This window comes from Azorhizophilus paspali (assembly GCF_043587585.2).
Taxonomy (GTDB): Bacteria; Pseudomonadota; Gammaproteobacteria; order Pseudomonadales; family Pseudomonadaceae; genus Azotobacter; species Azotobacter paspali.
Window position 1 is genome coordinate 2,350,957 of sequence record NZ_CP171449.1, and the last position, 10,786, is coordinate 2,361,742.

The window sequence follows — 10,786 nt, forward strand, 5'->3', positions numbered from 1 at the left end:
TACGTGGGCTCAGGACCGGAGAGTGACGAACGCACCCTGATTTCTAAGATGAAGGTAGCCCTAGGAAAAAACAAGCACCGTAGTGGAAATGCAAAGGGGCCCGCAGGCCCCCTTCCGGATCACGCATCGGGTGCGGCCTTGGCGGGCGGCTCCACATTTTCATAGATCAGTAGGGGCTTGGAAGCACCAGCGATGACACTCTCATCGATAACCACCTTGCTGACACCAGATTGCGAGGGAATCTCATACATGGTATCCAGCAGAACACCCTCGAGAATGGAGCGCAATCCACGCGCCCCGGTCTTTCGCTCAAGTGCTCGCAAGGCCACGGCTCGCAATGCATCGGCACGGAACTCAAGCTCCACCCCTTCCATCTCGAACAGCTTGCCGTACTGCTTGGTCAAGGCATTCTTGGGCTCCGTGAGGATCTGCACCAAGGCCACCTCATCCAACTCGTCAAGCGTGGCGATGACAGGTAAACGTCCCACAAACTCCGGTATCAGACCGAACTTGACCAGATCATCCGGCTCCACATCACGCAGAGCCTCGCCGATTTTCTTGCCAACATCCAGGCTTCGTACCTCGGCATTGAAGCCGATCCCTCCCTTCGTCGAGCGGTTTTGGATCACCTTTTCCAAACCGGAAAAGGCACCACCACAAATAAAGAGAATGTTGCGAGTATCTACCTGCAGAAACTCCTGCTGCGGATGCTTGCGCCCACCCTGCGGCGGAACGGAAGCCACCGTTCCCTCGATCAGCTTGAGCAGAGCTTGCTGGACGCCCTCGCCCGATACATCCCGCGTGATCGACGGATTATCGGATTTGCGCGAAATCTTGTCGATTTCGTCAATGTAGACGATGCCCATCTGAGCTTTCTCGACATCATAGTCGCATTTCTGCAATAGCTTCTGAATGATGTTCTCGACATCCTCGCCGACATAACCTGCCTCGGTCAGAGTAGTCGCGTCGGCGATGGTAAAAGGAACATTCAATAGACGGGCCAAGGTTTCAGCCAGCAAAGTCTTGCCCGAGCCAGTTGGGCCGATCAACAGGATATTGCTCTTACCCAGCTCGACATCATCCTTCTTGTCACGCTGGTTCAAGCGCTTGTAGTGGTTGTACACCGCCACAGCCAAGACCTTCTTGGCACGCTCCTGACCAATGACATACTGGTCGAGAATATTACTGATTTCCTTAGGTGCGGGTAGCTTATGCGCACTGCTTTCGGCCTGAGCTTCTTGCACTTCCTCTCGGATAATGTCGTTGCACAGGTCGACGCACTCGTCACAAATAAAGACCGAGGGGCCGGCAATCAGCTTGCGTACCTCATGCTGGCTCTTGCCGCAGAAGGAGCAGTAAAGCAGTTTGCCATTGTCCTCGCCGTTACGGGTGTCAGTCATTCGATCAATCCAATCCGGTAGGCTTGCAACACAAGATGAAGGCAAATGCGGGCATTTTCAAGCCCGAGGGCGGCTTCAATTTGAGACCGCCCCGAGGTGAGATCAACTCACCAGTTGGCGGTGCACGAGAACCTGATCGATGAGGCGATACTTGACCGCCTCCTCACCACTCATGAAATTGTCACGATCCGTGTCACGAGCAATCACATCGATGGGCTGCCCAGTGTGATGCGCCAGAATCCTGTTCAGACGCTCGCGAATGGTGAGAATCTCCCGGGCGTGGATCTCGATGTCCGAAGCCTGCCCCTGGAAACCTCCCAAAGGCTGGTGAATCATCATCCGCGAATGTGGGAGGCAGTAACGCTTCCCGGCGGCGCCACCGGCCAGCAACAGGGCTCCCATGCTGCAGGCCTGGCCAATACAAATGGTGGAAACGTCAGGCTTGATGAACTGCATGGTGTCGTAGATGGACATGCCTGCCGTCACGGAGCCACCAGGCGAATTGATGTAAAGATGAATATCCTTGTCGGGATTCTCGGCCTCGAGGAACAACAACTGGGCGACAATCAAGTTCGCCATGTAGTCTTCTACTTGGCCAACCATGAATATTACTCGTTCCTTCAAGAGACGCGAATAAATATCGTAAGCACGCTCACCGCGAGCGGACTGTTCGATCACCATCGGTACCAGGCCACCAGCGGCCTGGATTTCAGGCATTTGCATGAAATGATTAGTCATGTCCTGATCGCTCCCTAATGGTCAGGTCTTGAAATGCAAATAAGCCAGCACGAAGGCTGGCTTATAGGTGTACTCGCACGAGGGAAGAATCAGGCAGCTTGCGGAGCTTCCGCCGGCTTGACAGCTTCTTCGTAAGAGACCGCTTTGTCGGTTACATTAGCCTTCTGGAGAACAGTATCTACAACTTGCTCCTCCAGCACAACCGAACGGACTTCACTGAGCTGCTGCTCATTGCCGTAGTACCAGGCAACAACCTGCTCCGGCTCTTGATAGGCAGAGGCAATTTCCTCGATCAGAGTCTTCACTTTCGACTCATCGGGCTTTAGATCGAATTGCTTAACCATCTCGGCGACAATCAACCCCAGCGTGACACGACGCTTGGCCTGATCCTGGAACAGATCCGCAGGCAACTGTTCCGGCTTGATGTTGCCACCGAATTGCTGCACAGCCTGAACACGCAGACGATTCACTTCGTTTTCGATCAAAGCCTTAGGCACTTCGACCGGATTGGCGGCCAGAAGACCATCCATCACCTGGGTCTTGACCTTGGACTTGATGGCTTGGCGAAGTTCACGCTCCATGTTCTTGCCGACCTCGGTGCGGAAGGCCTCCAGACTCGACTCGTTGATCCCAAACAGGGAGAAGAAGTCGGCATTCAACTCCGGCAGCTCAGCCTCGGATACCGAGTTGACGGTTACGGCGAATTCGGCGGCCTTGCCTGCGAGATCCAGATTTTGGTAATCCGCCGGGAAGGTGAGAGACAGGACACGCTCCTCGCCAGCTTTCGCACCAACCAGACCCGCCTCGAACCCTTCGATCATCCGCCCGGAGCCCAATACCAGCAATGTGCCCTTGGCAGATCCACCGGCAAAGGCTTCACCGTCGACCTTGCCGACGAAATCGATATTCAGCTGGTCGCCATCCTGCGCCTCACGCTCGACCTGCTTGTAGTGGGTATTCTGCTTGCGCAGAATCTCCAGCATGTTGTCGACATCGGACTCGGCGACCTCCGCCTGCAGACGTTCGACAGCGATACCCTCCAGGCCGGTAATCTCGAATTCGGGATAAACCTCGAAAGTGGCAACGTATTCTAGATCCTTGCCCTTCTCGAAAACCTTCGGCTCGACGGAAGGAGCACCAGCCGGCTTCAGCTTCTGCTCGACCACAGCCTCATAGAAGCTGGCCTGAATCAGTTCACCCAAGGCTTCCTGACGAGCCGACTCCTCGTAGCGCTGGCGAATCACGCTCATCGGTACCTTGCCCGGACGAAAGCCAGGAATTTTGGCACGACGCGCCGTCTGCTGCAGACGCTTGTTGACTTCGGTCTCGATGCGCTCGGCCGGCACGCCGATCGTCAAGCGGCGCTCAAGAGCGGAGGTGCTTTCAACAGAAACTTGCATGGATATTCCTCGTTGCACAGACGTTAGCCGGCCATTGACGGCCTCAAATCAAGGGCATGCATTCTAGTGGGTCGAACTGCAGAAGTCACCCTGCAGAGAAGAGGGCGACATACGGGAGGGGACAGATAAATAAATGGTGCGGATGAAGAGACTCGAACTCTTACGCCTTGCGGCGCTGGAACCTAAATCAAGATACTTAACCTGAAATCATTTTAAATCAACAGCTTAAGCCGCCCGCAACTGCTACGCTGTGAAAATTATGCAATAGCATGTCACGTTTGTTCAAACTGTGTATCACGTTCTCGCTACGCTCCGCTTCTTGGCGATTTCGGTAATGTCATGCACCAGTCACTGACGCTCCGCAATATCTCTGCTAGCGCAAAGCCATTACCATTTTCTAGCTTGCAGAATTTGCCTGCACGCTTGGCGGCGGCCGGGTGCTGGAACGTTGGGTCGCCGCCTCCCTCCTCGCCCGTCCGGGCACCAAAATCCAACCCTTAAGAGTGTATAATGGCTACATGGTCGGCAAGCACCGACCGACCGCTCCTAAGGAGAATTCATGGTTTATCGTGCATACCTGCGCCACCCCGGCCAGCGCGTGACTGACAAGACGGTCACGGAAAGTCGGGACGTGGCGCTCGCCGCATTCGCCGAGCTGGTCGGGCGAACCGACCTGGACGGCCAGCCGCTGGCGGCCGTCATCAGTTGCGATAACCGGCAGCTCGCCTACCACCGTTTCGACCGGGAGCCTGGCCGCCCAGACTACTGGCGGGGCCGCCTGGAGGAAATCCAGTGGCCGGAGTGATGAGCGACGAGCAGTTCGAGGCCCTGGCCGAACTGCTCAGAATGCGGGGAAGTGCAAGCCAGGAAGCGGCCCGCCTAGTCCTCGTCGAAGCGCTGAGCGCCGCAGACGCGGCGCGGGCCACCGGTGTATCACCTCAAGCGGTAAGCAATGCAGTGACCACATGCCGGCGAGGATTATCTCTCGCCCAGCGAGCAGCAGGGCTTGATATACACTCTTAAGAGTGTATAATGGCTGCATGGTCGGTAAGCACTGACCACCGACCCGGCGGTTTCCGGGTTTGGAGAGAAAGCCATGACGCTAGAAGAAAAAATCATGCTCCGCATCTATATCGCCGATGCTCCTCACGGCACATTCGTGAAAATCTCCCGCGGTCTTCCGGGCGGGATTAGCTTCGGCGGAATGCCGACCCCCGAAAACACCGGAGTGGCTGGATCAGTCGAATATTTCGATGGCGACGGATGGCTACTATTATGGGATGACGAAGGACGTTACCTCGACCGCTGTGACGTCCTAGCCTGGCGCCTCGGTGAGGCTTGCGACGTGCTGGTCCTGCGCCAGCGGATTGCTGAAGAAATCGCCCGTCACCCTGTGCTGCTGCAGGCCATCGGGCTGGCCGAGAAACCCGCCGGCGACGCTGGTCAGCAGGAGTCTCTGTATGACTTCGACTAACCTCCCCTCGCTGGTTGGCGAGACCCCCGACATCATCGCGGCCGCCGAGGCGCGCCGCGCAACCCTGCTACCTGAACTGCTCCGGGTACTCGACACATACAAAGGCCCGCGCAAGAGCGGTGGCCTGATGATCTCAAGCCCTATCGAGCGCGCAAGCATCGCCGACCGCTTGCGGAAGGCAAACCGCGCCAGTTGGTGGCTTGATCTCGATGGTAGCAGCGACGAGCGACTTTTCTGGAGCGGTATAAACCCGTGCATCTTCGGCATGCCCAGCAATAGCTGGCTGCCGCCCGATTTTTACTCGGAGCGCAAGGTCGTGGCCCGCCAGGCAAAGACCGAGAAAGCGCAGGCCGAGGCAGCGTTTCTTGGCCTGGCGAAACTTAAAGGCTCGGAAAAACAGGTAGCATGGGCGCAGACAATCCGTCACAAGCGGCTGCAGGATGCCGGCGGCGATGCAGAGCGCCTGCTGGCTATCGCAGGGGCCGATACTGCGAAGTTCTGGATCGACTCCCGCGAGCTGGACATCGACTACATGCTCACGGATGAGTACGCTGCGGATGCAGCCAAGCTTAAAGAGCAACGGCTGGCCGGTTTTCGCCGCAAATACGGGCGAAAAAGGAGTTGAGCATGAAGCTCAGAGACTACCAGACCGACATCCTCCAGCAACTCCAGGCCAGCACCAGCGCAGACCTGGTCCAGCTCGACACCGGCGGGGGGAAAACTCCCATCGAGGCCGCGCTGGCTGCCTGGGCGCCGCGCATCTTGCTGGTGGCGCACCGCAACATCCTGATCCAGCAGATCAGCGAGAAACTCGCAGCGTTCGGGCTGGACCACGACACGATCAGCACCGAGCACACCCGCCGGCGCTGCATGCTCGCCCACCGGCCGCATGGGCGGAATTACATCCGCCGGGGCCACGCCACCCGCCGCGTGGCCAGCATCGCCAGCCTCGTATCCGCTCGCCGCCACGGCCGGCTGGAGATCGATACCGCAGCGCCATGGCTGATCGTCATCGACGAGGCGCATCATGTGGTGCCAGATAACCAGTGGGGGCAACTTCGGGAGATATTCAAAAACGCGCGCATCGTCGGATTCACGGCAACCCCTGCGCGGATGGACGGCGAGAGCCTGCACGTCAGCAAGGGCGGCCTGTTCGAGCGCCTGGTGCAGGCCGAGGCGCTGGGAAATGACAGCGTGCGCGTGCTGATCGAGCGCGGCTACCTGAGCGATTTCGTCTGCTACGCCGCGCGCATGACATACAACCTAGACGACTCGCTATCGCCAGATGAGCTGTACGCGCAACTTGAGCATGACCTCACGCTCGAAGCCATGGGCGAGGCGACCGTGTACCGTGGCCCGCGAATGATTGCCCCCTCGGCAACCCGTGGCCTGGACTACTCAACCGGCGAGTTGGCGATATTCGGCGACCCGATCCGCGAATACCGTCGCCTGGCCGATGGCAGCCGCGCCATCCTCATGGCCCCGGCGATCACAAACGCCGAGGAATTCGCCGAACAGTTCCGCGCCGCCGGCATCCCCTCGGCCTGCATCAGTTCGAAACAGACCCCGGCTGAAATCGCCCGGCTGATCGAAAATTTCCGCGCCGGGCATATCCGTGTGCTCACCAACGTCGACATGGTTGGCGAGGGATTCGACTTACCGGCCTGCGAAACCCTCATCATCGCCACCCGTACCGCCTCATTCCCGCGCTACCGGCAGTTGTGCGGGCGCGTGCTGCGTCCGGCACCAGGCAAGCGCCGCGCCATCATCATCGATCACACCGGCATGGTCGCGCAGCACGGACAGCCAGACGAGCCGGTGAAGTGGGACCTGATCAACCCGCCCAAAGGGCTTGAGCGTGTGCCAACTGCGCCATGTGCCGAGTGCGGCGCGATCTACAAGGTCCGCCTCACGCATTGCCCGGAGTGCGGCGCGGCAAACGCACTGCACGAGCGCGATCAGATCGGCGGATACTATTTCGACATCAAACGCATCGACGCGGAGTTGATCGCGCAGGCACGGTGCGAGCGGCGCAAGCAGCAGCAGCTAGAGCGGCTACGCTCGGAGATCGTCTGGCCGGACTACCGGGACGGCAGCGACCTTGTCGGCCGCACCATTGCCGACCTGCGCCGCTGGTTCGTCGCGCGCCTACAGGCCGGCGGCGTGCCGATCATCGACATCAACGCATGGCTCACCTCGCCGGCGGCGGCCGACCGTCAATTATGGATGACCCATTTCACCGCTGCCGACCTCAAATCGAGGTCCAGCAGCAAACCCATGCTGATCTACAAAAAATGCATAGACAACAGGTAACACTGATCAACGGCGACGCCGCCGATCACGGCCGCGCTTGCGACCTAATCCTGACCGATCCGCCCTATGACATGAGCGGCGCCGAGCTGGCCCGCATCCTCGGCCGGTTCGAGGCACGGCACCTGGTGCTCATCACGACCATGCGCCAGTTGCTTGAGTTCATGCCGCGCACGGACTGGCGGCTGAATTTCGATTTCGTGCTAGATGGCGTATTGCCGAAAAAATCCCGGAGCTACCAGCAGCCGCACTACCTGCACCAGACCGGGGTGTATCTTACCCGGCCCGGCGTGAAATCGGCATTCGACCGCCGGTGCCGGCAGCGTAGCGACGTGTTCGAGGGAAATGGTTTCTGGCCAACGATATTCCACGCACCGCGCGACAACATCCAGGCCCATGGCCACGCGAAAAACGCCCAGGCAATCACGGATCTGCTGGGCAGTTTCGAGGTGAGCGACGTCTGTGATCCGTTCGCAGGCAGCGGTGCGACCGGCGTGGCAGCATGGGACCTGGACCTGCCGTGCGTCATGATCGAGCGGGACCCGGAGTCCTTCGCCAACCTGAAACGGCTGGCTAAATTCATGAGTGTGTACGGACTGGAGGTCGTTGAATGATCAAGCACATAGAGCTGGCCGTTGGCCAGGAATACCCGCTGCCGCTGGCCTCTACCGAGGGTGCGGCCGCGCACTTTCTCGGCCGGACGGGGTCGATCCTGCAGATCGGCATGCCCGATCTGATACCGTCGGAAACCAAGCTCATGCGCAAGGGCAGCATGCGGGCTGGACTGTACGTCGACGGCCCGCTGATCGTGCTGCTTTTCGATTTCCGCGCGGCTGGCCAGAAGCCCATCGAGCTTGACTGCCCGTTCGATGCGCGGCTGATCCCGCGCGATGAGTTGTCCCTGCCCGATATCACGACCGGCGATCAGCGGCTCATGGTCGAGGTCCATGTCGTCGACTCGGCCACAAACACAGTCCGCGGCCTGCGCGGCATCACCCTGCCGCCCTCAATCACTGTCGCATTCCTGTCCGCCGTGCAGGATCAACTCGCGGCGGCAGAGAGTCCGCAGGCGAGGTATCAGAGCTACCTGCGCGTGCCGCTGAATAGGCGAATACGCGAGGCGCGGATGGAGCCGTGCGGGGTATGATTGCAATTCCCCTCTACTTCGAAATAGCACTCACCCTCTTCCACCGGTCTGCCGTCCGCAGCGCACCCAGACCGAGCATCCCGAACAGCAGCTCGAACAGCACGTCGTCGAGCGACGGCAGCGGCGGCACGCCCTGCACACCGGCCACCGTCAGCACCCAGGGCAGCAGCGGGCGCAGCAGGAACTCGTAGGCCAGCCCGCCCACGCAGACATAGCCGGCCAACGGCCGCCAGCCGGCTTGCCAGCTCGACTGGCTCTGCGCCTCGATCTCGTTGATCTTCGCCTGGGCGAGGCTCGTCTGCAGGGCCGCGTCAAGTTCCCGGAATGCCCCATCCTGCTGGAGCCTGAGCAGTTCGAGCTGCGCCTGGGCCTTGGCTTGCGGGTCGGGGATGACGCGATCGAGCAGCCCCGAAATCGTCGGCAGCAGTGCCGTGGCGGTGGACAGCAGGCTCATGCCAGCACCCCGCCGGCGGCGATGTACTGGGCGAGCAGATCATCGACGGCGTGTTCGTGCTGGCCGTAGCCAGCGCCAGGGAGAGACGCCCACCGAGACCGACACTTGCGAATTGCGGCATCGATGCGCCCATCCTTGATATCCTCCAGAGCCTTGCACTCCAGGATCAATTGGAGCGCGATCTTGTCCTGGCTGATCGGGCCGAAATCTGGCAGGCCCAGCGTCCGCTTGTAGTGGTCGTAATAGCGCGACAGGATCTGGTAGCGGCCGGCTGCGGTCGACTTGATGCCGAGCAGCGGCAGGCTGATCAATTTGCGCGGGTGATCGGCATAGCCCGCGAATAGGCCTCCGCCTACAACCACGTCATAACCGTTGTCATTTGTCGGCTGCCGGCCGTTATCAGTGCCCTCGCTCCAGGCGATCAGGTCCAGGAAGGCGAGCACATTGATGCCGCCGGCGACCGCAGCAGAGATTCGAGCCATGGGGTTTTCTCCAGGCAAAAAGAAGCCCGCGCGATGCGGGCTCCAGGCGTAAAAAAACCGCCGGCGGCGGTCTGTGTTGCGCGGTGTTGCGTCAGGCCGCGCAGATCGCATCAATAGCCTCAAGATGACGGGTCACTGCGGCTCTGTAGATGTCAGCGCGGGCCAAGTGCCAGCGGATCGCATCGTCGCGTGTAAACCAGACGTTGCCGCCAGCGACCAGCGCGGCGACGTGGTTGCCATCCAGGGCGACCTCGAAGCGCCGGCCCTCGGCGTCCGCGTCGTAGCTCTTCAGGTAGGTGCGCGTGCCATCGGCATTGGCTTGCACCAGCAGAGTACCGTCATAGCCGTTGCCGATGCCGGTGAAACCCAGCGCAGACAGGTCGAGCGCGTCCTGGGCGGGGTCGAAGTCGGTGATCAGGTCGGAGAAACTGGCACTGTTGGTGCGGTAGCTGTCGGTGCGGGCAGAGAAGCGGAACACGTCGCCGCCAGCGCCGCCGGACAGCCGATCCTTGCCTTGGCCACCATCGAGCAGGTCGTCTTCTGCGGTGCCAGTGATGTTGTCGTCTTCGTTCACAGTTGGTTCCTCGGTTGCGGGCTGCTCATCGGATGGTTCTTCAACCGGTTGCTTAGGTTGTTCTTCGGGTTCTTCGGCCGGCGTGGGTTCTTCCACAGCCGCTAGCTTTTCAGCCAGCCCCTCTGCAGTGCCGTGGTGAGCAACCAGCCGGGTGAAAGTCGTCTGACCGGTGCCGGTGGAGGTCTTCAGGTCCTGGCTGTAGCAGCCGGCCTTGAAGTACCAGGTGTCGCCTGCATAGCTCGAAACGTCGAGCTGGGCGCTCAGGGTTTCGCCGTTCACTGTGCAAGACAGCAGGCCGGTTTTGGTGACACGGATCTCATACTCGATGGGCTCGCCGAGCGCGAAGACATGCTCGAACTTAGGCTTGGATTCGTCGCCGTCCAGCGCAGTGCGGTGCTGGAAGAAAAGCTCGAAAGTGTTGGTGCCGGCGATGCGGGTCGCCTGCAACTTCATCGGCGGCTTGTCGCCCTCGCCGTGTATCTGGCCAGCGATCATTTTGCCGGAGGCAGCAAAAGAGTCTATTTGGCAAGTGGCGACAAGGGCGTGCAGCGGAGCGCTGCCGATCTTCCAGTTTGCTTCGTTGTCGTCGCCGTTCGGCAGCGTCTCGCGTAGCTCGCTGCGCAGGTATTTGCTGTTCGGCGTCGTGCCGGCACCGTCGAAGCCGTGCGGGACGACGAAGCGGATGAATTCGGCCGTGTGGATGAAATACTGCGATTTGTAGGCCGGCAGGTCCTTGGTCGGGACGATTTTGCCTGTGGGGATCGTTAGGTTCCAGCGCGAAAGATCGATGCCGGTCATAGTGTCTCC

12 protein-coding genes and 2 pseudogenes are annotated in these 10,786 nt (G+C 60.0%); 7 read left to right on the top strand and 7 right to left on the bottom strand.

The genetic code is table 11. The features are described from left to right. Positions 1-119: 119 nt before the first annotated feature. The 3 genes from clpX to tig all read right to left on the bottom strand — a co-directional run bounded on the left by clpX (position 120) and on the right by tig (position 3,538). Positions 120-1,400: an ATP-dependent Clp protease ATP-binding subunit ClpX gene (clpX, locus tag ACGI6K_RS11255; protein ID WP_376948799.1), complete on the bottom strand. Its 1,281-nt coding sequence runs from the start codon at positions 1,398-1,400 to the stop codon at positions 120-122. 102 nt (positions 1,401-1,502) lie between these two features. After that, on the bottom strand, positions 1,503-2,123 hold the full coding sequence (gene clpP / locus ACGI6K_RS11260; protein WP_376948807.1) for an ATP-dependent Clp endopeptidase proteolytic subunit ClpP: 621 nt from the start codon (positions 2,121-2,123) through the stop codon (positions 1,503-1,505). A 104-nt stretch (positions 2,124-2,227) separates the two neighbouring features. Next, positions 2,228-3,538, bottom strand: a complete 1,311-nt coding sequence (gene tig / locus ACGI6K_RS11265) for a trigger factor (RefSeq protein ID WP_376948801.1) — start codon at positions 3,536-3,538, stop codon at positions 2,228-2,230. Positions 3,539-4,097: 559 nt separating this feature from the next. On the opposite strand from tig, the gene ACGI6K_RS11270 reads away from it, so the two are divergent. The 7 genes from ACGI6K_RS11270 (at position 4,098) to ACGI6K_RS11300 (ending at position 8,469) form a co-directional block, all read left to right on the top strand. Next, positions 4,098-4,343, top strand: a complete 246-nt coding sequence (locus ACGI6K_RS11270) for a hypothetical protein (protein WP_377968485.1) — start codon at positions 4,098-4,100, stop codon at positions 4,341-4,343. Beyond that, entirely contained in the window at positions 4,343-4,561 is a 219-nt protein-coding gene (locus tag ACGI6K_RS11275) for a TrfB-related DNA-binding protein (RefSeq protein WP_377968484.1), read from the top strand. The genes ACGI6K_RS11270 and ACGI6K_RS11275 overlap by 1 nt, the downstream gene beginning before the upstream one ends. 73 nt (positions 4,562-4,634) lie before the next feature. After that, the gene (locus ACGI6K_RS11280) at positions 4,635-5,012 is read left to right on the top strand and encodes a hypothetical protein (protein ID WP_376942485.1); all 378 of its coding nucleotides are present in this window, start codon (positions 4,635-4,637) and stop codon (positions 5,010-5,012) included. Continuing rightward, the gene (locus ACGI6K_RS11285) at positions 4,999-5,637 is read left to right on the top strand and encodes a hypothetical protein (RefSeq protein WP_376942483.1); all 639 of its coding nucleotides are present in this window, start codon (positions 4,999-5,001) and stop codon (positions 5,635-5,637) included. Before ACGI6K_RS11280 ends, ACGI6K_RS11285 begins: the two co-directional genes overlap by 14 nt. 2 nt (positions 5,638-5,639) lie before the next feature. Then, positions 5,640-7,325 (top strand): DEAD/DEAH box helicase, encoded by a 1,686-nt coding sequence (locus tag ACGI6K_RS11290; RefSeq protein WP_394542901.1) that lies wholly within the window; start codon positions 5,640-5,642, stop codon positions 7,323-7,325. Next, positions 7,307-7,936 (top strand): hypothetical protein, encoded by a 630-nt coding sequence (locus ACGI6K_RS11295; RefSeq protein WP_394542902.1) that lies wholly within the window; start codon positions 7,307-7,309, stop codon positions 7,934-7,936. The genes ACGI6K_RS11290 and ACGI6K_RS11295 overlap by 19 nt, the downstream gene beginning before the upstream one ends. Further along, complete coding sequence (locus tag ACGI6K_RS11300; protein ID WP_377968478.1) at positions 7,933-8,469, top strand: hypothetical protein; 537 nt, start codon at positions 7,933-7,935, stop codon at positions 8,467-8,469. The genes ACGI6K_RS11295 and ACGI6K_RS11300 overlap by 4 nt, the downstream gene beginning before the upstream one ends. Before the next feature lie 13 nt (positions 8,470-8,482). Here ACGI6K_RS11300 and ACGI6K_RS11305 read toward each other — a convergent pair whose 3' ends face one another. The 4 genes and pseudogenes from ACGI6K_RS11305 to ACGI6K_RS11320 all read right to left on the bottom strand — a co-directional run. Further along, positions 8,483-8,923, bottom strand: coding sequence for a holin family protein (locus tag ACGI6K_RS11305; protein WP_376949717.1), 441 nt, complete (start codon positions 8,921-8,923; stop codon positions 8,483-8,485). Next, complete coding sequence (locus ACGI6K_RS11310) at positions 8,920-9,405, bottom strand: glycoside hydrolase family 24 protein (protein WP_376949715.1); 486 nt, start codon at positions 9,403-9,405, stop codon at positions 8,920-8,922. Before ACGI6K_RS11310 ends, ACGI6K_RS11305 begins: the two co-directional genes overlap by 4 nt. A 193-nt stretch (positions 9,406-9,598) precedes the next feature. Beyond that, positions 9,599-9,970 (bottom strand): annotated as a pseudogene (locus tag ACGI6K_RS11315) (M10 family metallopeptidase C-terminal domain-containing protein); the annotation flags it as partial. 153 nt (positions 9,971-10,123) lie between these two features. Then, positions 10,124-10,777: pseudogene (locus ACGI6K_RS11320) on the bottom strand (polysaccharide lyase family 7 protein); the annotation flags it as partial. Positions 10,778-10,786: the final 9 nt, after the last annotated feature.

Excerpts from the sequence above, each read along its gene's own strand:
- clpX (WP_376948799.1), bottom strand. The coding sequence starts at position 1,400 with ATGACTGACACCCGTAACGGCGAGGACAATGGCAAACTGCTTTACTGC.
- clpP (WP_376948807.1), bottom strand. The coding sequence starts at position 2,123 with ATGCAAATGCCTGAAATCCAGGCCGCTGGTGGCCTGGTACCGATGGTG.
- tig (WP_376948801.1), bottom strand. The coding sequence starts at position 3,538 with ATGCAAGTTTCTGTTGAAAGCACCTCCGCTCTTGAGCGCCGCTTGACG.
- ACGI6K_RS11270 (WP_377968485.1), top strand. The coding sequence starts at position 4,098 with ATGGTTTATCGTGCATACCTGCGCCACCCCGGCCAGCGCGTGACTGAC.
- ACGI6K_RS11275 (WP_377968484.1), top strand. The coding sequence starts at position 4,343 with ATGAGCGACGAGCAGTTCGAGGCCCTGGCCGAACTGCTCAGAATGCGG.
- ACGI6K_RS11280 (WP_376942485.1), top strand. The coding sequence starts at position 4,635 with ATGACGCTAGAAGAAAAAATCATGCTCCGCATCTATATCGCCGATGCT.
- ACGI6K_RS11285 (WP_376942483.1), top strand. The coding sequence starts at position 4,999 with ATGACTTCGACTAACCTCCCCTCGCTGGTTGGCGAGACCCCCGACATC.
- ACGI6K_RS11290 (WP_394542901.1), top strand. The coding sequence starts at position 5,640 with ATGAAGCTCAGAGACTACCAGACCGACATCCTCCAGCAACTCCAGGCC.
- ACGI6K_RS11295 (WP_394542902.1), top strand. The coding sequence starts at position 7,307 with ATGCATAGACAACAGGTAACACTGATCAACGGCGACGCCGCCGATCAC.
- ACGI6K_RS11300 (WP_377968478.1), top strand. The coding sequence starts at position 7,933 with ATGATCAAGCACATAGAGCTGGCCGTTGGCCAGGAATACCCGCTGCCG.
- ACGI6K_RS11305 (WP_376949717.1), bottom strand. The coding sequence starts at position 8,923 with ATGAGCCTGCTGTCCACCGCCACGGCACTGCTGCCGACGATTTCGGGG.
- ACGI6K_RS11310 (WP_376949715.1), bottom strand. The coding sequence starts at position 9,405 with ATGGCTCGAATCTCTGCTGCGGTCGCCGGCGGCATCAATGTGCTCGCC.